Origin of the sequence: Salibacterium halotolerans (genome assembly GCF_900115625.1) — a bacterium.
In the GTDB taxonomy this organism is placed as follows: Bacteria; Bacillota; Bacilli; order Bacillales; family Marinococcaceae; genus Salibacterium; species Salibacterium halotolerans.
Genome location: NZ_FOXD01000006.1, coordinates 112,392 through 134,263, shown reverse-complemented (window position 1 = coordinate 134,263; position 21,872 = coordinate 112,392). Strand labels below are relative to the sequence as shown.

Sequence of the window (21,872 nt, the reverse complement as noted above, 5' to 3'; positions counted from 1 at the left end):
CACGTTAGATTGTTACGGCACTCATTCCCTATGTTCCAATTCTTAAAGACGAGCAGGCGTAAAATAGTGTTTCTATCCTATGAAAACATAGAGACCCCTTTTCCATGGCGAGGAAAAGGGGTCTCTATCCGTTCACCTTTTTCGCCTCTTATCTTCCAAGACGTTATTCCGTCTTTCCAGGTTAGCACCTTTGCCTCCTGCAAGAGGAGGATGGTTGCCGGGCTTCAAAGGGCCTGTCCCTCCACCAGCTCGGGATAAGAGTATCCGTTCAACAGTTATAGTACCGTACAACAATAGTTTCTGTCAAATGATCAGCGCTTGATGCCGCACGTTCCAGAATCACACTCTGCACCGGACAGCCGGTGGCGGTTACGGGCGACGAGGGCGTACAGTTTCTCACCTGCCAGGTCAGCTCCCGGCAGGTTTAAAAGCGGCGCTGCGATTCTGATTGCCGGGAGCAGCTGCACGATACGTTTCACTGCCGCAAACCCGGTATAGAGATACGTGTTATCTTCCAGAAGGTGCATCGCTTCCTGTACGTTGCTGCCTTCCAGAAAAGGATACATTTCCAGCGTTGAAGGGGCTTGGATATCAAACCATGTAATGATGCCGGTGCGGTCCCATTTTTCAATAAACCGTCTGGACTCCCGGCAGATGCCGCAGCTCTGATCATAAAAAACGATGATGGAGGACGGCTTCTTCATAATGGACCCTCCTGTTTTATTTCTTTTAGTATAACATATCTATTCCCTTTATTTTGTATGGTTGAAACAAAAATAAGTATAACATTTTTCTTTAAAAAGTATAGACTGTTTAGTAAAATATGTTATACTATTTTGTAACAAATACAATATTCTGATAAAAGAAAGGATTTTCCACCATGATGTCGTCCCGTTTCTCCAACCCTTTAACACGTTTGATGGAAGGCGAAAACGTGCATACTGATCTCTCTGTTCCGCGTCTTGTGGAAATTTCCCTTTCCCGGGGAGAAGGCGTCCTCACCGCAGACGGTGCCCTTTCTGTAGCAACTGGAAAATACACAGGCCGGTCTCCGAAAGATAAATTTATCGTCAATGACAGCACTTCTGCTCAAAAAGTGGATTGGGGGGAAGTAAACCGTCCGATCAGCCGGGACGTGTTCACATCGCTTTATGATCAGGTTCTCCAACATTTGGAGAGCAAAGAGGAATTGTATGTCACACATGGATCAGCCGGGGCGGATGACGTCTACCAGCTGCCGATCACCGTTATCAATGAATTCGCCTGGCACAATCTGTTTGCCCGTCAGCTGTTCCTGCGTTCCGCCGGTCCGGCTCATAATCAAGGACTTGAGCCTTTCACCATTATCAGTGCACCGCAGTTTAAGGCCGATCCTGAACGGGACGGCACCGATTCCGAGACATTTATCATCCTCTCCTTTGAAGAACGGGTTATTTTAATCGGCGGAACCGAATACGCCGGGGAAATGAAGAAATCGATATTCTCGGTCATGAATTACCTTCTTCCCACGCAGGATGTTCTGCCTATGCACTGCTCGGCCAACGTAGGAGAAGAGGGAGATACCACCCTCTTCTTCGGTTTGTCCGGAACAGGAAAAACAACACTGTCCGCCGATCCAAACCGTTACCTAATAGGAGATGATGAGCACGGATGGTCGGATAACGGCATCTTCAACATCGAAGGCGGCTGCTATGCCAAATGCGTCAACCTGTCACAGAAAAAAGAACCGCAGATCTGGAATGCGATCCGTTTCGGAGCGGTGCTCGAAAATGTCCACGTCGATCGGACCACTGGTGATCCGGACTACACACACACCGATTTAACGGAAAATACACGTGCAGCCTACCCAATCGACAATATACCAAATGCGCTGGAAAAGAGCACCTCCGGCCACCCATCGACGATCATTTTTCTTACGGCTGATGCGTTTGGTGTCCTGCCGCCGATCAGCAGGCTCACAAAAGAACAGGCGATGTACCACTTTCTGAGCGGGTACACAAGCAAACTCGCCGGCACAGAACGTGGGATCACAGAGCCGGAAGCGACCTTTTCCACCTGCTTCGGTTCACCATTTCTACCGCTTGACGCATCAGTTTATGCACAAATGCTCGGTGATAAAATGGAACAGCATGGTACGGAAGTCTTTCTTGTGAACACAGGCTGGTCCGGCGGGCCGTACGGCATAGGAGAACGGATTAACCTTTCCTACACGAGAGCCATGATCCAGGCCGCACTCGAAGGAGACCTGGGATCGTCCGAGATGGCAGTGGAACCGGCTTTCGGGCTCCACATTCCCCTGCAGTGCCCCGGTGTTCCGGATGAACTGCTGCAGCCGTCCTCGACATGGGAAGACAAACAGGCTTACAACGAAAAAGCCAAAGAACTCACCCGCCGATTCGAACAGAACTTCCAGAAGTTCACGGGGGTCTCCCAGGCTGTCAAAGAAGCGGGACCTCCCAGCCGCAGCGCCGAAACCGCAGGCCGTTAAAACAGATAACAGTATTGCCAGAAAGAGACTGGAACAAAACCTTTATAAGATAAAAGAATGCCGAACGATTTTTTTAAATCGTTCGGCATTCTTCGTTTCTTAGATACACCGCTGCGCCAAAATGCTTTGCTTTTACTCCAGAGCACAAGGGCGGCATCGGTTCGCTGGGGCTCCATTGTGTCTTCTTTGCACTCCGGAGTACAAGGGCGACATCGATTCGCCGGGGCTCATCGTGTCTTCTTTGCCCCGGGCACGGCTCGCGTCCGCAGTTCCTCCGGATCAGCTGCTTGTCGAAACCGACGGACCCCGGCCGTTCCAGGGCCCGTTTGCTGGGATAGAAGCCACACCTGAGCTGCTCCGCGATGTGATCACGACACCAACCGGTATAACGGGGGAAAAGGTAGCAGATCCGGCCGTACGGGTGTACGGAAGTTCGTTGGACTGGGTCATAAGGCACTTTAGAGTATCCGGTGCGCCCTTAAACGTCATCATGAATGATTCCTAAAGCACTTTAGAGGGTTTCGTTCCCCCATAAACGTCGTCATGAACGAATCCAGGTTCCGTTTAGCGGGAAAATGAACGGGCCGACGCAACAAAAAGCCCGCGTCGCTGCGTGAAAAGTAGGATGAATAGTTCTAAGACACTTTAGGGGGTTCTGCGACCCCTTAAACGTCGTTAAGCATGGCTCATGAGGCACTTTAGAATATCCGGTGCCCCTCCAAACGTCATCACGAATGATTCATAAAGCACTTTAGAGGGTTTCGTTCCCCCGTAAACGTCGTCATGAACGAATCCAGGTTGTGTTCAGCGGGAAAGGGAACGGGCCGTTCGCGTCGCTGCATGAAAGTCATAAGACACGTTAGAGTATCCGGTGCCGCCTTAAACGCCCTTATCCTGTGGAAGTACGTCACGGGTACCCTGCTTCCTGCGGGGTACCCGTGACTCGTGCTGTTCTGAGCAGGAGCCGGAGCATTTTGACTCCGCTGCTATGCGGCTCTTGAACAACGCCGCAAGACATTCGTGTTTTCCTCCGCCTATTTTACTTTTGTCCCAGACTCTTTCTTTGTGGCTCCGCACGCCGGGAGGGCTTCTGTCATAAGCTGTACTACAAGCAGATGGAGGAGGCCCAAAGAATGAAAAAAAGTATAAAAGGTCTGCTGTGCGCTATGCTGGCAGCCGGAAGTGTACTTGCCGGATGCTCGTCACAGCAGGAAAACACAACGGTGGAGCTTGCGGAAGTAACCCGGTCCATTTTCTACGCACCGTTATACGCAGCGATGGAAAAAGGTTTCTTTGAAGAAGAAAACATAAATATAGAACTCACAACAACCTGGGGCGGCGACAAAACGATGACAGCGCTCCTTTCCGATGGAGCCGATGCCGCCCTTGTCGGCGCGGAAACATCCATCTACGTCAACTCGCAGGATCCGGCAGAGCCGATCATTAATTTCGCGATGCTCACCCGGACCGACGGCACCTTTTTAATGGCGCGGGAAGAACCGGAAAACTTTCAGTGGGATGATCTAAAAGACTCTGTCTTTCTCGGACAACGCAAAGGCGGTATGCCGCAGATGACAGGAGAATATGTACTCAAGCAGCACAATATCGACCCCCATGAAGATCTGGAGCTAATCCAGAATGTGGATTTTGCCAACATCGCGAATTCTTTCGCCTCCGGCACCGGGGATTACGTTCAGCTGTTCGAACCACAGGCGACCAAATTTGAACAGGAAGGCATCGCTCATATCGCAGCTTCCTTTGGAAAAGAGTCCGGCCCCATTCCTTACACCGTATTTATGGCAAAGCAGAGTTTTTTTGAAAACGACAAGGACACGGCACTTCGTTTCACGCGTGCGCTGTACCGGGCACAGCAGTGGATTTATGACGCTTCACCGGAAGAAATAGGTACCGTGCTCGCTCCTTACTTTGATGACACGCCGACATCCACCATCGCCGATGCAGCCGTTCGATACCGCAGCCAGCGTTCCTATGCCGAAACACCGCTGCTCCCGGAAGAAGCGTGGAATAACCTGCAGAATATTATGGAGGAAGCCGGACAACTGCCGGAACGGTCTGATTACGATAAGTATGTGGACACAACCATCGCTGAAAAGGTGATGGAAGAGTAAAAGGAGGGTGTCAAATGCTTGCCCTGCAGGAAATTGAAAAAATATATTTTACAGATGAACACGCAGTGCGGGCGGTGACGGACATCTCCCTTACGGTGGAAGACGGGGAATTTGTTTCGTTTATTGGACCGAGCGGGTGCGGGAAAACGACGCTGCTGTCCATGATTGCGGGGCTGCTCGACCCCACATCCGGCACTATTTTCATGAATGACCGGAAACTGGAAGGTTATTCAAAAGAAACGGGATATATGCTGCAGCAGGATTATCTGTTTCCATGGCTGACCATCCGCCAGAATGTAGAACTTGGTCTAGTCATCACAGGAATGCTTACTTCAGAGACGTCATCCAAAACAATGGAACTTCTGCGGCAGCTTGGACTGGGAGATAAAGCAGATGCGTTCCCTTCCGAATTGTCCGGGGGAATGCGGCAGCGGGCAGCCCTCGTTCGTATGCTTGCCCCGGAACCTTCCCTGCTGCTTCTGGATGAACCATTTTCCGCTCTTGATTATCAGACGAAGCTGAGACTCGAAGATCTCGTTTCTATCACACTGAAACAGCAGCGTAAAACCGCGGTTCTTGTCACCCATGATTTAAGCGAAGCCATCGCTATGTCAGATCGCATCGTTTTATTCGAATCCAATCCCGGTACGATCCGGCATACATTTAACGTACCCGAAGAACTCAGAACCCGGTCCCCTTTTGAAACAAGAAACCACCCATCGTTTCACTCTTACTTCCAGAAAATATGGGAGGAGTTGGAGAATGTTGAAACACAGCATCAAGACTCAACATAGGCTGTATCTGCAGAAAAAAACAAAAGAAAAACGCCGTGTCCTGAGTGCCCAGCTGCTGCTCGCTGTCATGTTTTTTGTTTTATGGGAAACAGCTGCCCGGCTGGCATGGATTGACCCGCTTATTTTCAGTATGCCCAGTCAGGTCGGCCTTCTTTTTCTGGAAAAGGTGAGCGACGGCTCCCTGTTCGTTCACACTTCCATAACGCTTGCCGAAACGGCAGCCGGCTTTCTTCTTGGAAGTGCAGGCGGTGCACTGGCCGCTTTCCTGCTGTGGTGGTCTTTCTTTTTTTCCAAGGTGTTTGATCCCTATCTCGTGATTCTGAATGCCATGCCGAAAGTAGCGCTGGGTCCCATTATTATTGTCATGTTCGGACCGGGAATCCCATCGGTTATCGCGATGGCCACCCTGCTCTCGGTTGTTATAACAACGATTGTCGTATACCACGCCTTTTTGCAGGTGGATGACAATTACAAAAAGGTGCTTCTTACCTTTGGAGCGACAAAAAAACAGTTGTTTCAGTATGCTGTTCTGCCTGCATGCTATCCAACGATCATTTCCACGATGAAAGTAAACGTCGGGCTGGCGTGGGTCGGGGTAATTGTCGGGGAGTTTCTCGTTGCCAAACAGGGGCTTGGATACATGATTATATACGGTTTTCAAGTGTTTCAGTTCCGTCAGGTCATGCTCAGCCTTATTGTCATTGCTGTTCTGGCTGCTGTTATGTACAAAAGCATTGAAGCACTGGAACGGTTTTTAATCAGTCGGAGAGGGAGGTAAGTTTTCTTTTCCTGATTTGCTGCAGTGCTTTGGGCAGCACATCATCTTTCATGATGAAACTGTAGTTCTTATCCGGCTCCCGGGGCAGATGTTTGAGCTGAACCGGCCCCATCGTTTCCAGGTAGTCGTCTCTAATTTGAATTTGCTGCACGTCCGCAAAGTAAACATTTTTCACAATCGTTTCGGCCCGGCCTTTGACTTTGTACTGTCCAATCTGGGTAATATGATTTACGATACCTCCCGTTTCTTCCCATACTTCCCGGATGGCAGCTTTTTCAGCGGTTTCGCCTGCTTCCACTTTACCTCCCGGAAATTCAAGGCCTCTGCGTGGATGACAGGTGAGAAGCCACTGTTTATCATAACGGCAGATAACCCAGACATGTCCCGGCCGGCTGGAAAACGGTTCTTTGCTGTATGACAGCTCTACTTCATTGTTGTAATAATCCCGAAACGTAAATGTTTTCATTTCAGATCGTCCTTATTTGTTTTATGACCTTTCTGGTTCGTTTATCTGGTTTCATTTCAGTTTTCTGCGGATTCCAGCTGTTTGTAGATACGAGCGGCGGCCTCTTTGGACCATTTTCCCTGATCCTGTTTTCGCTCATAGAATTCTGACAGCATATCATGTCCGGAATAACCTTCTTCAATCAGCTGTTCCAGTATCAGATTGGATACATCATCTTTGCCGGCAGCCATGACGGCATCAAACATGACACTAATCCGTTGTTCAAGAGGAACAATACGTCTTACAAGACCTGTCATCAGGGCGGGGTCATTGTGTGTGTCGGTGATAATTACTTCAAGGACCATCTGCTCCTGTGTTTCCATTTTCCGGCGGAACGTTTCTTCCTCCGACTGCGGGAGAACCGCTTCGATTAACCACGATTTATCACGTTCTTCCCTGTTAATGATCAGCCCTTCCTGCAGTGGAACGCGGTACGAAGCAATGCCTTTTTTCTCTGCAGGCAGCAGAAACAAAGAGACGAGACGGAATGTTTTCATTTGTGGGGCTTCTCCTTTCAGGTGGTAGTGAAAAAAGCTGTCTTCCAAAAAGAAACTTTGGAAACAGCTTTTTCCGCACTTCCGCTTTATTTACCTAACTTTCCGCCTTCATCACTAACGTTTTTTCCATGCCGGCCTTATCGAACTGCTGCTGTCTTTCTGCCATCCAATGAATCAGTTCCTTTTCATCGACTGTCAGTACACGTCCGAGCTTACATTCGAATTCTTTCTGAAGCTCTTTTGCAGCATCATTTTGCATGTTGAACGGCCCCTTTTCCTACGCACAGAATGTTGGACGAATCATTCGTATACTTAAGTATTCTATTCGATGCATCCCTGCGTCATTCCTGCCGGCACAAAAAAACTAATGATGAAACCTTCTTGCGTCTAGAAAAGTTCCATAATGCAGAAGAAAGAAGATGCAGTCCATTTTTTACGTATTCAAACGGTCATAAGCTTCTTTCAGGCGGCGGAGCCCTTCTTCGATGGTTTCCCGGGGGCAGGCTGCATTCATACGGACAAATCCTCCGCCTTCTTTCCCGAAGTTCGGTCCGTCACTGAGCGCGAGTTTTGCATCACGGCGCAGCCACTGTTCCAGTTCCTTATTCTCCATATTCAATCCACGCATATCTATCCAGATCAAGTAGGTACCTTCCGGCTTCACTACTTTTATTTCCGGCATTTCACTCTCTACGTATTGTTTTACGTGCTCAACGTTTGCTCTCACGTATTCCAGCATCTGTTCAAGCCATTCTTCGCCGTGGCGGTACGCAGATTCTGCGGCAACGGTTGCAAGCGGGTTATTGATACCGACAAATTCCTGCTGCAGATGTTTTTCATAGGCTTTCTTCGATTCATTGTTTTCAAATACGACGTAGGACAACTGCAGCGAAGCCAGATTGAACGTTTTACTCGGGGCCAGACAGGTCATTGTCTCGACATTTTTCCCCTCTGCCGCTTTGGACAACGGTGTATGTTTTCCATCAAGTATGATATCTGCGTGAATCTCATCGGAGACGACAAGCACCTCGTGTTTTTCCGCGAGTTCAGCGAGTCTGGTCAATTCCTCCTGCGTCCAGACACGTCCAATTGGATTGTGAGGACTGCATAGAATCATCATTTCAGCTTCTTTCATTTTCTCTTCCAGATCTTCAAAATCCATCGTAAAACCGTTCTTTGTTTCCTGGAGAGGATTTCGAAGAAGGGTACGCTCATTGTTCTGCACAAGCGCATAAAAAGGAAAATATACAGGCGGCTGAATAATAATGCCGTCCTCTTTTTTGGTAAACGTCTGTATAATGTGGCTGATGGCAGGTACAACGCCAGGGGTGAACACAATCTGCTCATCGGAGATGCTCCAGTTAAATCGATGCTCCAGCCAGGATGTTGTGGCGTCAAACAAGGATTTCGGACGGCGGTGGTATCCGAACACTCCGTGGTTGATCACTTCATGCATGGCATCGAGTACAGGTTTCGGTGCCTGAAAATCCATATCCGCCACCCACATCGGCCAAAGATCACCGGCCCCATAAACATCCGGGTAAAAGTCCCATTTCATCGAATTCGTCTGATTTCTATCTATTACGTTCTGAAAGTCCATCATATTTCCTCCTTGTCTGCAGATCGGTTTGCTCTTTTGTTCAGTGTGCCTTTTTTCGTCTTTTTTTTCAAGCTATCCACTCGCATTAAAACAACGTCCGGCAGCCCTTAGGTTCCTGGAAAGTCAAAAAACCCCGGACGATGACAGCAGCCGCCGTTCCGGGGTTTTTCGTATCTGTATTCTTTCGTTCCTGCCTCTTTACTTCATCCTATGACTTGTTGGAATCATTGGTTGAGCCGTTGGAGGCTTCTTCGGTAAATACATCTTCATCAATCTTCTTCTCACGCTGAAGGTCTTCAAGTGCTGCGAATATACGCTGGCGTTCCACCGGCAGGGAACCTTCCCGGAGCTCATTACGCAGCGCCTTGATCAGACAGTAGACCATAAGCAGCATAATAAGCATAAACGGAAATCCTCCGAGAAATGATGCTGTCTGCAGGGAACTTAGTCCTCCTGCAAGAAGCAGAACGATGGCAAACAAGCCTTCAATGGTACCCCAGGCGATACGGATGCCGATTGGTGGATTTGGGTTCCCTTTTGACGTGAGCATACCGATAACGTACGTACCGGAGTCCGAGGACGTCACAAAGAAGACGGCAACCGAAACCATCGCCACCGAGATCAACAGACCGGATAACGGAAAGTTGGACAGAAGCGCGAAGAACCCTTGTGCTTCATCCTGCATAACCGCATCGAGAATATTCATGCCGGCAAAGTGCTGATTATAAAGCGCTGCTCCGCCGAAGACACTAAGCCAGAACATGCTGAGACCCGTCGGAACGAGAAGTACCCCGATGGCAAAACTGCGGATGGTCCGTCCTCTGGAAACACGGGCGATAAAGGAACCGACAAATGGTGACCATGCTATCCACCAGGCCCAGTAGAATATCGTCCATGATTCATACCAGCTGTTTCTCGCTCCATCTGTAGCATCCATACCAAGTGACATGAAGATCAGATTCTGAAAATATGTCCCTGAGGAATGAGTAAATGCGTTCAGGATAAACAGAGTAGGTCCGATGATAAATATAATCAGCATTAACAGCCCGGCTACACTCAGGTTAATCTGACTCAACCATTTAATCCCTTTATCAATTCCTGTCGTAGTGGAAAGAATAGCAAGAATGGTAACGACAATCACGATACCAACCCATGTCGCATTATTGTTCGGCAGACCAAAGAGCGTTTCGAGTCCTCCGCCGATCTGCATAACCCCGAGACCAAGGGATGTCGAAATACCAAGTAGTGTAGCAAGTACACCGATAATGTTGACGAGACTGCCCCAGAATCCATTTAGATTGTCCCGGCCAAGCATCGGTTCCAGCGTAGAACTGAGCAGCATCGGCAGGTTTTTACGATAAGAAAAGTATGCCAGGGCACACGCAACAACAGCATAGACAGCCCATGGATGAAAACCCCAGTGGAAAAAGGAATACTGAAGTGCCGTATGTATTGCCTCCGATGTGCCGCCTTCTCCTGTAGGAGGTGAGTTATAATGGTTGATAGGCTCGGAAACACCCCAGAATAAAAGACCGATTCCCATACCGGCACTGAAAAGCATAGAGAACCAGGATAAAGTGGAGTACTCCGGCTTCTCTCCATCTTCCCCCAGTTTAATTTCACCAAGAGGACTAAAAATAAGATAAACCGTGACGATGACAAAGAAAGTTGCTCCCAAAATGAAGCCCCAGCCGAGTGTGCTGGTCATCCATGCAAAAGCGGCATCCATATATCCGCCGAAGTTGGGTACCGAAATACCAACAATGACAAATGCAGCAGCTAGTATAAATGCAATGATAAATACCGGATTCTTTATCACGTCACCTGAAGTCTTAAGACCTTTTCCGTAATTGTTTTCCACGTTTGTCCTCCTTTTAAGATTGTAGTAATTGAATCACCATCCATTATATACTAGGAAAAATGAAACAAAGATACAAACGCTGTATACATGCATATAATCATATTAATATGAATGAGACGACAATATTCGCGACATATTCTTAGTATTTGCACATATGTCGTATATATTCGGTATATCTCGAAAATGAAATCTTTTTTAATTACCTGAATTTTCGTTTTTTTAGAAAATAACTCACGCATAATTGGGTAGAAACCTCCGACACCATATCAGAAGAAATTTATATGATAGTAGAGAAAGGAGGATAAAATATGAGAAAACGAAGGCAACGAGAAGAAGAGATGGAAGATACCGCCCGCGAGGAAGTACGGCACTCAAAAGACCATTGCGTGTGCGATACTCTTCTTCATATAAAAAAAGCACAGGATGAAGCAGAAGAGAGAAATAATCCTGGCTGCAGAAACAGCTGTTACAGCAGTCTATTAAGCGGTCAAAACAATAATAATGGAAGAGATACTGTTCCTTTTCTGCTTCAGGGCAAAGATGGAAGTTATCTTCATGCAGTCGGGTCAATCGGTGAACGATACTGCTTTCAGACGGTTTTCTTCCGGGTGGAAAAAGTATCAAAAGAAGACTGTTGTGCTGTGTTGTCACTGCTGCGTCCGGATTGCCCAATCGATTTCGATAAATGCTGCGTGGATCCGTGGTCGCTGTGCGACGTGGAAGAACTGTCCCGAACGAGAGAATGTATTCACGTGGACTTGAAATGTTTCTGCACGGTGCAGTGCCTCGACCCGGAACTGGTCGAAGACTAAAAAAAGCCGAAGGAACGATACATCGTTCCTTCGGCTTTATTACACATCCATGTTCGTTAAAAATCGTAAGCCGCGTCCTGTTCTTCCTGGATTCTGGTCAGCACGCCGGTGCGGAACGCTGTGTCCTCCACGAGGCGGTCGATCCGGAAAAGGACGTCATCATCAGTAATCTGTTTCTGGTAGAAATTCTTTTCTTCGATAAATACATACCCCTGGACGATTTCTGCTTTCATGTAACCGAGAATCGGTTTCAGCTGCTGCTCGGCAATCAGGTAATGTTTTGCCGATCCGGCCGTGACGAGCATACTCACGACTTTGCCGCTGAACCCGTCGCCGGGGAGGAGATCGAACAGGTTTTTCAATGTCCCGGGAATGGAAGCCTGAAAAACAGGCGTTCCGATGATAACCGCGTCGGCTTCCATCATGGTCCGCACGACATAACCGGTATCCCCGTCATAGTCAAGGTGATGCCGGCCGTCGCTGAACTGCACGTCATATTCCGCCAGATCAAGCAGCGTGACGTCCGAATCCGGCAGCTGCTTTTGAAGTGAGGCTGCCGTGTAGTCCATCGCTGTCCGTGTTTTGGAACCGGCTGTGGAACCGGATAATGCCACTACATTCATGTCTCATTCCTCCTCTTATTTTGCTGTATGCTTCCGGACTTCAGGCAGAATGTCGGTTGCAATGATTTCGATATTTTTGCGGAGCTTATCAAACGGTACGCCTCCGAAATCAATCTGGGCAATGTAACGCTGATGCCCGAACACTTCATGCTGATAGAGTATTTTTTCGATGATTTCCTGCGGACTGCCGATGTTCATCACGCTTCGTGTATCGGCCCCCTGCGCAAACAGCTGTTTTGCAAAACCGCGTCCGTTCGTCCGTTTCATGCCTTCGTTCACATGAGGATACATTTCCTGAAGAGCCTGCTGTGTGGTTTCTGCCGCATAGAAAAAACCGGCTGTTGCCACCGGGAGCTCCGCCGGATCGAATCCTCCGGCCGCTGCCGCTTCCCGGTAGGCGTTCACGGTCTGTTTAAAAGCATCGACCGGGCCGCCTAGATGTGCCATAAACATCGGCACACCCGCGTATCCTGCTTTCATGGCGCTCTGCGGTGTTCCACCGACCGCGCGCCATATCGGAAGCTTTCCTTTTTGAGGTCTCGGCAGCACTTCCGCGTTTCGAAGCGGGGCCCGGTAGTCTCCGCTCCATGTGATTTTCTCCTGTTCATTGATCTGGCGGAGCAGGTCAAACTTTTCTTCATATAACGCTTCGTAATCACGGATATCATACCCGAGCAGATCAAAGAGACCGATACGGGAAGCACGGCCCGCCACGAGCTCGGCACGGCCTCCTGAAATCAAATCAACCGTCGAAAAGTTCTCATACACCCGCACCGGGTCCGACGTGCTTATGATCGTGGAGGAACTCGCTACTTTTATATTCTTTGTTGCCTGCGCGACAGCAGCAAGTACGACAGCGTGCGCCTGTGTGGCGAAATATTCCTGGTGGCTTTCCCCTACACTGAAAAAATCAAGTCCCGCTTCGTCAGCAAGTTTGGCAAATTCGATGATCTCCTGTATGCGCTGCTGCGCGGAAATTCGTTCTCCTGTATGTGGATCCGGCAGATGATCGCCGAGCGTATAAATGCCGAATTCAAGTCCTTTGCTTTCATCTATTCCATATTGCTGCATTGTGTTACCCACCTTTCCTGTGCCATGTTATTATAGAAGATATAACGACTAAAAAGAAGTACGCACTTTGAAGTGGTGTGGTATCTTTTATGATACCGTGGAGGCTGATTTTATGGAAAAAGTACCGGAGCAATGCCGGGTGGAAGATGCCCTCAATATTATTACCGGAAAATGGAAACCAATTATTCTGCTGCATCTTCTTCAGGAAGGAACCCAGCGTTTCAGCGAACTGAAACAAAAAATGCCGGGTGTGACGCAGAAAATGCTCACCAAGCAGCTGCGTGAACTGGAAGAAGAAGACATTATTCAACGTACCATTTATCCCCAGGTTCCTCCAAAAGTCGAGTATGCGATGACAGACTACGGCCGGAGCCTCGAACCTATTCTTGAAGCGATGCATGAATGGGGGCGGAACCACACGCTTCGTAAAAGACAGAAACAACAATCGCCTACATCCTGAAAAAACGCCGGAGCTGTTTGCTGCACCGGCGTTTTTACATATCATTATTCCGATACGATGTCTTTCAGGATCTGATACGACCGTTTCTGCTTTTCAGGATCGTAAATGTAGGAAACAGCCATCAACTCGTCCACATTATACTTCTCCTGAAATTGTGTCAGCTGCTCCCGGATGGACTCTTTACTTCCGAGAAACGTCATTCTCGACATCGACGACGATGCTTCTTTTTCACGGGAACTCCAAATCTCATTCATATCATCAACCGGCGGGTTTAACGGCTCCCTGTTACCACGGACGACATTTAGAAAGAACTGCTGCATCGTCGTCTGTTCCCGGCGCGCTTCTTCGTCGGTTTCCGCGGCGATTACATTCGCGCAAACCATCATGTAAGGTTCGGCCAGATAATCGGACGGCTGGAACCGGCTTCTGTAAATCGAAATCGCTTCTTCCATATGAGCCGGCGCGAAATGCGCGGCAAAGACGTACGGCAGACCGAGTTTAGCCGCGAGAACCGCTGAATCGGTCGATGAACCGAGAATGTAAATCGGAATATTCGTGTTGATACCAAGATCGGCTTTCACGTAACCCTGCTCTTCTTCCGGACCGAAATACGTAAGCAGCTGCTGTACATCGTCAGGGAACGAATAGACAGACTGATCCGTCTTGGAACGGCGGAGCGCGGAAGCCGTCAGCATATCCGTTCCCGGCGCGCGCCCCAGTCCGAGGTCGAGGCGGTCCGGATAAATGGTGGCCATCGTACCGAACTGTTCGGCTACAACGAGAGGGGAATGGTTGGGCAGCATGATGCCGCCGGAACCGACCTTGATTTCGTCGGTATATTCAAGAACGTGCTTCATCAGAATCGATGTCGCAGAGCTTACAAGTGTCGATGTATTGTGGTGTTCGGCAATCCAGTAGCGTGCGTATCCCATCTTTTCCAAAGACTGCGCCAGATCGACCGTTGCATCGATGGCGTCTTTTTTGGATCCTCCCTGCCGGACAGGCGCCAGATTCAGGGCGGATACTGGAATATTTATATCTGCCATGTAACATGTCTCCTTTTGCCATGCAGCATTTTCTTTTCCCCGTTATTATAACACCTTCCTTTTTCTTTTATTGTAATCCTGCTCATGAAGGTAATTTTTGTTCTATTTCACTTGTAAAAGAAAGGAGCTGTACCTTTTGATACAGCCCCCTTCTTCTCTTTATTCTTTTACAATCGATACGCTGACACTGGCACCGACCCGGTCGGCGCCGGCTGCGACCATGGCATCCGCCGTCTCCCGGTCGCGGATGCCTCCCGATGCCTTAACGCCGATACCATTTCCAACCGTTTCGCGCATCAGGGTAATGTCTTCCGTTTTGGCTCCACCGCCGACAAACCCGGTCGATGTCTTCACGAAATCCGCTCCGGCATTCACCGCCAGCCTGCAGGCTGTTCTCTTCTCTTCATCCGTCAACAGCGCTGTTTCGAGAATCACTTTAACAAGCGCCTTTCCTTTTGCTTCTGTTACTACGGCCCGGATGTCGTTTTCCACCGCCGTCTCTTCCCCGTCTTTCAGAAGGCCGATAGGGAGCACCATGTCTATTTCTTCCGCCCCTTTTTCAAGCGTATCTTTTGTTTCAAACATTTTCGTTTCGGTTGTGGAGGCTCCAAGTGGAAAACCGATGACGGTGCATACTTTCACACCCGACCCCTGGAGCAAATGGTAAGCTTCTGTCACATGGACCGGCAGGACACAGACGGAATAAAACTCATATTCTCTTGCTTCGGCGCAGAGCATTTGAATCTGTTTATTGCTCGTATCCGGTTTTAACTGCGTATGATCAATCTTTTCTGCCAAGTTTGTCTGCATAGGTTATCTCTTCCTTCCATGTATTATAAGGACGCGGTAATTGTCTGAACAAGGTTTTTGAAAACGGGTTTCGTCCGGGCCGCCACCGCGACAACATCGTCGTGCGTCAGCGGCTCCAGCTCTTCCCCGATGGCCATGTCCGTGATGCAGGAGAGACCCAGTACTCTCATTCCCATCTGATTGGCCGCAATCACTTCCGGTACGGTGGACATGCCGACTGCATCCGCGCCGCATTGACGCAGCATCTTCACTTCCGCCGGCGTCATATAACTCGGACCTGTAATGCCTGCATACACCCCGTGCTGCACCTTGATATCAAGTTCCGCCGCTTTTTCCTCCGCGACCGTGCGCAGCTCGGGTGAATAGGCCCGGCTCATATCTGGAAAACGCGGACCCATATCCGGATCATTGGGACCAATTAAAGGGTTGTCTCCCGTCATGTTTAGATGGTCGTCAATCACCATAATATCTCCCGGTGCAAAGGATGGATTCATTCCACCGCAGGCATTGGTAATAAGAAGGGTATTTACACCCAGCCCCTTCATCACCCGGACCGGAAACGTGACATCCTGCATGGAATGCCCCTCATAATAATGAAATCTTCCTTTCATGGCTGCTACCGTTTTTCCCTGCCATGTTCCTATCACCAGTGTGCCGGCATGACCTGCCACTGTAGACTTTGGAAAATGCGGAATATCTTCATAGTCCACAACGACCGGGTTTTCGATATGATCGGCCAGTTCTCCCAGGCCGGAACCTAAAATAAGTCCGAGCTCCGGTTTTACGTCTCTCTTCTGTTTCAGCGCTTCTACGGCTTCTTTCTGTTTTTCTCCTATGTTTTTCATTTTTTTTCAGTCTCCTTTCTCTATTCGTTTTACCCATTCCCTGATCAATCCCAGAAACTCTTCCCGCACCTTCTCGGTCGTTTCGATCACTTCTTCGTGTGAGAGAGGCTGATCGAGAATACCTGCTGCCATGTTGGAGATACACGAAATTCCCGCTGTTTCCATTCCCGCATGACGGGCTGCGATCACTTCCGGTACGGTGGACATCCCCACCGCATCTCCTCCGAGATACTGGAGCATCTTCACTTCCACCGGCGTTTCATAGGACGGGCCGCTGTTCCAGACATAGACACCCTCCCGGAGATTCATGCCAAGCTCTGCTGCGGCATGCTGCGCTTCTTCCCGCAGTCGCGGAGAGTAGGCTGCCGACATGTCCGGAAAGCGGACTCCGAGCTCCGGATTATTTCTGCCGCGCAGGGGATGGGACCCGGCGTGATTGATGTGATCGGTGATCAACATGAGATCTCCGGCGTTCAGGGACGGATTCACCCCTCCCGCGGCATTGGTAACAATCAGCTTGTCGATCCCCAGTTCTTTCATCACCCGTACGGGAAACGTAACGTCTTTCACGTCCCATCCTTCATAAAAGTGAAAACGCCCCTGCATGGCAAGTACCGGCACACCATGCAGTTCTCCAATAACGAGCTGTCCTTTGTGGCCTTCCACCGTGGACACGGGAAAATGAGGAATATCCGCGTAAGGAATCGTGACCGCGTCGGTGATTTCATCAGCCAGGACGCCCAACCCCGACCCGAGAATCAAGCCGATTTTCGGCTGCACTTTCTGACGGGTGTTCACGGTGCGTGCTGCTTCCTGAATGGATGTGTAATTCATGATTATTCTCCTTCCTGCTGCTTCACGTCTGTTAGAAATCCTGTTCCAAACGACGGCATCCTGATCTGAAAGTTTTCCGCTACGGTCGCTCCTACATCGGCAAACGTGGGACGAAGCGAAAGCGCCAGTCCTTGATTCACAGACGGGTGATGGATGAGCAGCGGCACATATTCCCTCGTGTGATCCGACCCGTGATGCACCGGATCATTGCCGTGATCAGCCGTAATGATAAGCAGGTCGTCGTCCTGCAGTTTCTCCAGCACTTCCGGGAGCCGCTCATCAAAGGCTTCCAGTGCTTCCCCGTAACCGTCCGGATCCCGGCGGTGACCGTATTGTGCATCAAAATCCACCAGGTTTAGAAAGCTTAATCCAGTAAAATCAGTATCCATCGTTTCCAGCAGCTTATCCATACCGTCCATATTGGAAGTTGTCCGCAGGGAGGTCGTCACTCCTTCCCCGTCATAAATGTCCGTTATTTTTCCAATGGCTGTCACGTCAAAACCTGCGTCTTTCAGTTCGTTCATGACCGTGCGGCCGAACGGTTTCAATGCGTAATCATGGCGGTTCGGTGTTCGTTCAAAGGAACCCGGTTTTCCGGTAAAAGGCCTTGCAATCACGCGGCCGACCATATACTTTTCATCTTTCGTGAGCTCGCGGGCGGTTTCACAAATCTCATACAATTCTTCAACGGGAACAACATCTTCATGCGCGGCAATCTGCAGGACCGAATCGGCGGACGTGTAAACAATTAAATCCCCCGTATGCAGATGATGCTCCCCCAGCTCATCGAGAATATCGGTTCCGGATGCCGGTTTGTTGCCAACGATGTTCCGCCCGGACGTTCCCTGAAGGGCGGTGATCAATTCCTCCGGAAATCCGTCCGGAAATGTCCGGAACGGCGCATCAATGCGGAGCCCCATCAGTTCCCAGTGCCCGGTCATGGTATCCTTGCCGGCGGACGCTTCCTGCATTTTTGTGAAGTGGGCAAGCGGCGCCTCTGCTGCTTCGATACCCGGAAGCTTCCTGATATTACTCAACCCGAGCTTTCCCATGTTCGGCATCCTGAGGGACCCCCGGTGTCCGGCAATGTGTCCGAGCGTATCCGCCTTTTCATCCCCGTACTGCGCGGCGTCCGGAGACGCGCCAATTCCGACCGAATCCATAACGATTAAAAATATACGTTTAAATGAAGTATGCATCTATGATTCTCCTTTCTTTATGCCAGCGTTTTATAGAACCAATCCACGATAACTCCGCCGAAGTATACACCCGCCACTCCTATCACCCCGGCCAGAACCGGAGGAGCCGGAAGTGGAAGCTTGAGAAATTTGAACACGATGCCGATAATCATACCGGCAGCGAGACTTAACATTAATTCTTTCACTTTTAACCTCCTATTTGTAGGACGTCCAACCTCTTATACTGAAAAGAAAGGTCCATCCATGACGGACCCTCTTCCTCTTTAATGAATCACATCGTACAACAGCTGGGGCGGTTTAGTCTGCTGCGTTTCTATCGTGTAAGATGAAGAAATTTTCGCTTCAGCTTCTTCAGTATTCCCGGTGCTGGAGTGCATAACGGCGAGTACCTCCCCTTTCTGCACCGGATCCCCAATTTTCTTTTGCAACATGATGCCTGCGGCCAGATCAATGGTGGACTCTTTCGTTGAACGTCCGGCTCCAAGCATGCTGGCCGCCGTTCCGATGTCATCCGCTGCTATGGAAGCAACATAGCCGTCTTCCGCTGCTGTTACTTCCTTTTTGTACGCAGCGGAAGGCAGCTTTTCCGGATTATCTGCAACAGACGGGTCTCCGCCCTGCCCTGCTATAAAGATTTTCATTGTTTCAAGGGCACTTCCGGAACGTACCGCTTCACGCAGACGTTCTTCGGCCTCTTCTGTCGTTTCCGTTAAGCCAGCTGCCACCACCATATGACTGCCAAGAGTGAGGCACAGCTCAAAAATGTCATCCGGACCCTCCCCTTTCAACGTTTCAATGGCCTCTTTCACTTCGAGCGCATTGCCGACCGCGTAACCGAGCGGCTGGTTCATATCCGAGATGACGGCCGTTGTATGCCTGCCGGCGCCGTTTCCGATATCAACCATCGCCCGGGCAAGTTCTCTTGCTTCCTCTGTTTCTTTCATAAACGCGCCCGCTCCTGTTTTCACATCAAGAACAATGGCGTCTGCTCCGGATGCCAGCTTTTTACTCATAATAGAACTGGCTATTAGCGGGATCGAATCCACCGTCGCGGTCACATCACGCAGACCGTACAGCTTTTTGTCGGCCGGGGTTAAATTGCCGCTCTGGCCTGTGACAGCCGCTTTATTTTCATTAACGAGCCGGTTGAACGTATCTCCGTTAAGCTCCACATCAAAGCCGTCGATCGCTTCGAGCTTATCAATCGTGCCTCCGGTATGACCGAGGCCGCGCCCGGACATTTTCGCTACCGGTACTCCCACGGAGGCAGCAAGCGGCGCCAGAATCAGGGTTGTCGTATCCCCGACCCCGCCTGTGCTGTGTTTATCGACTTTGACACCTTCAATACCGGAGAGATCCACCTGATCCCCGGAAGCTGCCATCGCTGTCGTCAAGTGCACCCGCTCGTCGGTCGTCATCCCCTGAAAGAAGATAGCCATCGCAAAGGCTGACATCTGATAATCAGGGATTTCTTCTGCTGTATACTGTTCTATCATTTCATTAATATCTGTTTTCGTTAATTCGCGGCCGTTCCGTTTTTTCTCAATGACATCGACCATTCTCATTTTTTATCACCTTTTTCCTTCGATTAGACAAACATTCCTGCAATCGCAGCACTCAGCATGGAAGCGAGGGCGCCGGCAATAACAGCTCGCACGCCGAGCTGCGCAATTTCGGAGCGTCTTTCAGGCGCAAGACTGCCGATTCCACCGAGAAGAATCGCCAGAGAACTGATATTGGCAAAGCCACACAGAGAAAACGTAATGACCGTAATCGCCTTATCCGACAGATTGCCTGCTTCAATTTCCGGTGCAAAATTGGCATATGCTACAAACTCATTCAAAACCAGCTTCTGGCCGACAAATGATCCGGCACGGACCGCTTCTTCCCATGGCACGCCAACCATAAAAGCAACCGGAGCAAAAATAAATCCGAGAATACGCTCGAGCGTCAATCCATCTGCGCCGAACCAGGCACCCACTCCGCCGATAATGCCGTTCACCATCGCAATCAGGGCAATGAAAGCAAGAAGCATGGCACCCACGTTCAACGCCAGACGCAGCCCTGTCGAAGCCCCGTTGGCAGCAGCGTCAATGATATTCTGCGATTCTGAGTCTTTTTCCAGTTCGATATGATCCGTCGTTTCGGACACTTCGTTTTCCGGCATGATCATCTTTGCCATAATCAAACCGGCCGGAGCGGCCATAAAGCTTGCTGCAAGCAGGTAATTCAACGGAATACCAAGCGCCGCATAGCCAAACAGTACCGAACCTGCCACGGACGCAAGTCCTCCGGTCATAACAGCAAACAGTTCAGATTTTGTCATATTGGAGAGAAACGGTTTCACAACAAGCGGCGCTTCGGTCTGCCCGACGAAAATGTTGGCAGCCGCTGACATCGATTCCGCTTTACTCGTTCCGAGAATATAGGATAAAAAGCCGCCGATAATTTTAATAAACCACTGCATAACACCCATATAATATAATATAGCGATCAAAGAAGAGAAGAAGATAATAACAGGAAGCGTTTGCAGAGCAAAGACACTTTCTACACTTTCAATAGCCAGCAGATCGCCGAATAGAAAGTTGATTCCTTCGTCCGTATAACCGATAATGTTGGAAACATATTCGGTGAACCATTCCAGCGCCTGTCTTCCTAAATCCCACTGCAGCACAATAAAAGCAAAGGTGAGCTGTATCGCCAGTCCCCCCAGGATTGTCCTCGGCCGGATGGATTTTTTTCTGGCTGATACGAGAAACGCAAGAAACAAGACAAAGACAATCCCCATCAATCCCCAAAGAAAACTCATGATAAAACCTCCATATATAATTAGTAAGCGGTTTCTAAAAACATTGTTAAAAATACCTGGTCATCAGACATCCAACCTCTCATCTCAAAAAGAGAAAACCCTTCCAATAAATGTCGATATCCTCTCCCCTGCTCGGAATGTTGTATTCATTGTAAAGGTTAGACGTCCAACAACACAACCCTTTTTTATAAGAAAAGCATAGAAGGCCCGCCGAAGCTCAGGAAGTTCTTTTTTCCGCGGAAGTCTGCCTGAAATGATGATACAGTATTCCCATGCTTACGTTTTGACTGCTGGTATGTACTATAAACGTCATTATGACCTGTTCTATGTTACGTTTGGCCGGCTTCCTCCAGTCAAAACGGTCTTATGATCGGTTTATACTTACGTTTTCGGTATCGTTCTGCCGCTTTTTGACCGTATGATAAGAAAAGCCGTCTGCTCTTCCACCGCCGTATCCACTAGATTAATAAATGCTTCACATGCCGCCTGCGAATCTCATCAACAGGCGCGCCTTCATATCGTTCAAGCCCTCGAAACGGACTGTCCAAATGAATATCCGCCGCATGAATAAACATATAGTCCTCCCCAACATTCTCTCCTCACAAATCCGTTTCTTTTTCCTTTTCATTAAGGTCCTTTCTTTAGCCGATGAACCTTCAAATGTCCCCACCCTCCACTTATGCCTGAGTTACATTTTCTTTTTCATAGGAA

At 49.3% G+C, this 21,872-nt stretch carries 23 protein-coding genes and 1 riboswitch; of the genes, 7 read left to right on the top strand and 16 right to left on the bottom strand.

Going from position 1 to position 21,872, the window contains the following annotated elements; translation table 11 throughout:
• Positions 1-145 precede the first annotated feature (145 nt).
• A riboswitch (SAM riboswitch) is annotated at positions 146-261 on the bottom strand.
• Positions 262-311: 50 nt separating this feature from the next.
• Entirely contained in the window at positions 312-704 is a 393-nt protein-coding gene (locus tag BM124_RS07130) for a thiol-disulfide oxidoreductase DCC family protein (RefSeq protein ID WP_093336363.1), read from the bottom strand.
• 176 nt (positions 705-880) lie between these two features.
• Here BM124_RS07130 and pckA point away from each other — a divergent pair, with 176 nt between their 5' ends.
• The 5 genes from pckA to BM124_RS07100 all read left to right on the top strand — a co-directional run bounded on the left by pckA (position 881) and on the right by BM124_RS07100 (position 6,189).
• Positions 881-2,488, top strand: coding sequence for a phosphoenolpyruvate carboxykinase (ATP) (gene pckA, locus BM124_RS07125; protein WP_093336360.1), 1,608 nt, complete (start codon positions 881-883; stop codon positions 2,486-2,488).
• Between the two features lie 232 nt (positions 2,489-2,720).
• The gene (locus tag BM124_RS07115; protein WP_093336356.1) at positions 2,721-2,993 is read left to right on the top strand and encodes a TatD family hydrolase; all 273 of its coding nucleotides are present in this window, start codon (positions 2,721-2,723) and stop codon (positions 2,991-2,993) included.
• Positions 2,994-3,621: 628 nt separating this feature from the next.
• Entirely contained in the window at positions 3,622-4,617 is a 996-nt protein-coding gene (locus BM124_RS07110) for an ABC transporter substrate-binding protein (protein ID WP_093336354.1), read from the top strand.
• 14 nt (positions 4,618-4,631) lie between these two features.
• Positions 4,632-5,411 carry an ABC transporter ATP-binding protein gene (locus BM124_RS07105; protein ID WP_093336352.1) on the top strand — a complete coding sequence of 260 codons (780 nt, stop codon included), beginning with the start codon at positions 4,632-4,634 and terminating at the stop codon, positions 5,409-5,411.
• Positions 5,380-6,189: an ABC transporter permease gene (locus BM124_RS07100; protein ID WP_093336350.1), complete on the top strand. Its 810-nt coding sequence runs from the start codon at positions 5,380-5,382 to the stop codon at positions 6,187-6,189. The genes BM124_RS07105 and BM124_RS07100 overlap by 32 nt, the downstream gene beginning before the upstream one ends.
• On the opposite strand, the gene ytkD is transcribed toward BM124_RS07100, so the two are convergent.
• From ytkD to BM124_RS07080, 5 genes are all read right to left on the bottom strand, one after another.
• Positions 6,170-6,655, bottom strand: coding sequence for an RNA deprotection pyrophosphohydrolase (ytkD, locus tag BM124_RS07095; RefSeq protein WP_093336349.1), 486 nt, complete (start codon positions 6,653-6,655; stop codon positions 6,170-6,172). The two genes, BM124_RS07100 and ytkD, sit on opposite strands and share 20 nt — an antisense overlap.
• 56 nt (positions 6,656-6,711) lie before the next feature.
• Complete coding sequence (locus BM124_RS07090; RefSeq protein WP_093336347.1) at positions 6,712-7,191, bottom strand: YwpF family protein; 480 nt, start codon at positions 7,189-7,191, stop codon at positions 6,712-6,714.
• Positions 7,192-7,285: 94 nt separating this feature from the next.
• Complete coding sequence (locus BM124_RS18845) at positions 7,286-7,450, bottom strand: hypothetical protein (RefSeq protein ID WP_170841020.1); 165 nt, start codon at positions 7,448-7,450, stop codon at positions 7,286-7,288.
• A 174-nt stretch (positions 7,451-7,624) separates the two neighbouring features.
• Positions 7,625-8,791, bottom strand: a complete 1,167-nt coding sequence (locus BM124_RS07085) for a MalY/PatB family protein (RefSeq protein WP_244504265.1) — start codon at positions 8,789-8,791, stop codon at positions 7,625-7,627.
• Positions 8,792-8,999: 208 nt separating this feature from the next.
• On the bottom strand, positions 9,000-10,652 hold the full coding sequence (locus BM124_RS07080) for a BCCT family transporter (protein ID WP_093336344.1): 1,653 nt from the start codon (positions 10,650-10,652) through the stop codon (positions 9,000-9,002).
• A gap of 308 nt (positions 10,653-10,960) precedes the next feature.
• Between BM124_RS07080 and BM124_RS07075 the strand changes: the two genes are divergently transcribed.
• Positions 10,961-11,464, top strand: a complete 504-nt coding sequence (locus BM124_RS07075; RefSeq protein WP_093336342.1) for a CotY/CotZ family spore coat protein — start codon at positions 10,961-10,963, stop codon at positions 11,462-11,464.
• Between the two features lie 56 nt (positions 11,465-11,520).
• On the opposite strand, the gene BM124_RS07070 is transcribed toward BM124_RS07075, so the two are convergent.
• Both BM124_RS07070 and BM124_RS07065 read right to left on the bottom strand, forming a co-directional pair.
• Complete coding sequence (locus BM124_RS07070; RefSeq protein WP_093336340.1) at positions 11,521-12,087, bottom strand: NADPH-dependent FMN reductase; 567 nt, start codon at positions 12,085-12,087, stop codon at positions 11,521-11,523.
• Positions 12,088-12,102: 15 nt separating this feature from the next.
• Complete coding sequence (locus tag BM124_RS07065; protein WP_093336339.1) at positions 12,103-13,158, bottom strand: LLM class flavin-dependent oxidoreductase; 1,056 nt, start codon at positions 13,156-13,158, stop codon at positions 12,103-12,105.
• A 112-nt stretch (positions 13,159-13,270) separates the two neighbouring features.
• On the opposite strand from BM124_RS07065, the gene BM124_RS07060 reads away from it, so the two are divergent.
• Positions 13,271-13,618: a winged helix-turn-helix transcriptional regulator gene (locus BM124_RS07060; RefSeq protein ID WP_093336337.1), complete on the top strand. Its 348-nt coding sequence runs from the start codon at positions 13,271-13,273 to the stop codon at positions 13,616-13,618.
• A gap of 44 nt (positions 13,619-13,662) precedes the next feature.
• On the opposite strand, the gene BM124_RS07055 is transcribed toward BM124_RS07060, so the two are convergent.
• The 8 genes from BM124_RS07055 to BM124_RS07020 all read right to left on the bottom strand — a co-directional run bounded on the left by BM124_RS07055 (position 13,663) and on the right by BM124_RS07020 (position 21,161).
• Positions 13,663-14,664: an LLM class flavin-dependent oxidoreductase gene (locus BM124_RS07055; RefSeq protein ID WP_093336336.1), complete on the bottom strand. Its 1,002-nt coding sequence runs from the start codon at positions 14,662-14,664 to the stop codon at positions 13,663-13,665.
• A 159-nt stretch (positions 14,665-14,823) separates the two neighbouring features.
• Positions 14,824-15,474: a deoxyribose-phosphate aldolase gene (deoC, locus tag BM124_RS07050; protein WP_093336334.1), complete on the bottom strand. Its 651-nt coding sequence runs from the start codon at positions 15,472-15,474 to the stop codon at positions 14,824-14,826.
• A gap of 23 nt (positions 15,475-15,497) precedes the next feature.
• Complete coding sequence (locus BM124_RS07045; protein ID WP_093336333.1) at positions 15,498-16,319, bottom strand: purine-nucleoside phosphorylase; 822 nt, start codon at positions 16,317-16,319, stop codon at positions 15,498-15,500.
• Between the two features lie 6 nt (positions 16,320-16,325).
• Entirely contained in the window at positions 16,326-17,153 is an 828-nt protein-coding gene (locus tag BM124_RS07040) for a purine-nucleoside phosphorylase (RefSeq protein ID WP_093336332.1), read from the bottom strand.
• Positions 17,154-17,155: 2 nt separating this feature from the next.
• On the bottom strand, positions 17,156-18,352 hold the full coding sequence (deoB, locus tag BM124_RS07035) for a phosphopentomutase (protein ID WP_093336330.1): 1,197 nt from the start codon (positions 18,350-18,352) through the stop codon (positions 17,156-17,158).
• A gap of 17 nt (positions 18,353-18,369) precedes the next feature.
• Positions 18,370-18,537, bottom strand: a complete 168-nt coding sequence (locus BM124_RS07030) for a XapX domain-containing protein (RefSeq protein WP_090927205.1) — start codon at positions 18,535-18,537, stop codon at positions 18,370-18,372.
• 78 nt (positions 18,538-18,615) lie between these two features.
• Entirely contained in the window at positions 18,616-19,917 is a 1,302-nt protein-coding gene (locus BM124_RS07025; RefSeq protein WP_093336328.1) for a pyrimidine-nucleoside phosphorylase, read from the bottom strand.
• Positions 19,918-19,940: 23 nt separating this feature from the next.
• Entirely contained in the window at positions 19,941-21,161 is a 1,221-nt protein-coding gene (locus tag BM124_RS07020; protein WP_093336327.1) for a NupC/NupG family nucleoside CNT transporter, read from the bottom strand.
• Positions 21,162-21,872 lie beyond the last annotated feature (711 nt).

Excerpts from the sequence above, each read along its gene's own strand:
- BM124_RS07130 (WP_093336363.1), bottom strand. The coding sequence starts at position 704 with ATGAAGAAGCCGTCCTCCATCATCGTTTTTTATGATCAGAGCTGCGGC.
- pckA (WP_093336360.1), top strand. The coding sequence starts at position 881 with ATGATGTCGTCCCGTTTCTCCAACCCTTTAACACGTTTGATGGAAGGC.
- BM124_RS07110 (WP_093336354.1), top strand. The coding sequence starts at position 3,622 with ATGAAAAAAAGTATAAAAGGTCTGCTGTGCGCTATGCTGGCAGCCGGA.
- BM124_RS07105 (WP_093336352.1), top strand. The coding sequence starts at position 4,632 with ATGCTTGCCCTGCAGGAAATTGAAAAAATATATTTTACAGATGAACAC.
- BM124_RS07100 (WP_093336350.1), top strand. The coding sequence starts at position 5,380 with ATGTTGAAACACAGCATCAAGACTCAACATAGGCTGTATCTGCAGAAA.
- ytkD (WP_093336349.1), bottom strand. The coding sequence starts at position 6,655 with ATGAAAACATTTACGTTTCGGGATTATTACAACAATGAAGTAGAGCTG.
- BM124_RS07090 (WP_093336347.1), bottom strand. The coding sequence starts at position 7,191 with ATGAAAACATTCCGTCTCGTCTCTTTGTTTCTGCTGCCTGCAGAGAAA.
- BM124_RS18845 (WP_170841020.1), bottom strand. The coding sequence starts at position 7,450 with ATGCAAAATGATGCTGCAAAAGAGCTTCAGAAAGAATTCGAATGTAAG.
- BM124_RS07085 (WP_244504265.1), bottom strand. The coding sequence starts at position 8,791 with ATGGACTTTCAGAACGTAATAGATAGAAATCAGACGAATTCGATGAAA.
- BM124_RS07075 (WP_093336342.1), top strand. The coding sequence starts at position 10,961 with ATGAGAAAACGAAGGCAACGAGAAGAAGAGATGGAAGATACCGCCCGC.
- BM124_RS07070 (WP_093336340.1), bottom strand. The coding sequence starts at position 12,087 with ATGAATGTAGTGGCATTATCCGGTTCCACAGCCGGTTCCAAAACACGG.
- BM124_RS07065 (WP_093336339.1), bottom strand. The coding sequence starts at position 13,158 with ATGCAGCAATATGGAATAGATGAAAGCAAAGGACTTGAATTCGGCATT.
- BM124_RS07060 (WP_093336337.1), top strand. The coding sequence starts at position 13,271 with ATGGAAAAAGTACCGGAGCAATGCCGGGTGGAAGATGCCCTCAATATT.
- BM124_RS07055 (WP_093336336.1), bottom strand. The coding sequence starts at position 14,664 with ATGGCAGATATAAATATTCCAGTATCCGCCCTGAATCTGGCGCCTGTC.
- deoC (WP_093336334.1), bottom strand. The coding sequence starts at position 15,474 with ATGCAGACAAACTTGGCAGAAAAGATTGATCATACGCAGTTAAAACCG.
- BM124_RS07045 (WP_093336333.1), bottom strand. The coding sequence starts at position 16,319 with ATGAAAAACATAGGAGAAAAACAGAAAGAAGCCGTAGAAGCGCTGAAA.
- BM124_RS07040 (WP_093336332.1), bottom strand. The coding sequence starts at position 17,153 with ATGAATTACACATCCATTCAGGAAGCAGCACGCACCGTGAACACCCGT.
- deoB (WP_093336330.1), bottom strand. The coding sequence starts at position 18,352 with ATGCATACTTCATTTAAACGTATATTTTTAATCGTTATGGATTCGGTC.
- BM124_RS07025 (WP_093336328.1), bottom strand. The coding sequence starts at position 19,917 with ATGAGAATGGTCGATGTCATTGAGAAAAAACGGAACGGCCGCGAATTA.
- BM124_RS07020 (WP_093336327.1), bottom strand. The coding sequence starts at position 21,161 with ATGAGTTTTCTTTGGGGATTGATGGGGATTGTCTTTGTCTTGTTTCTT.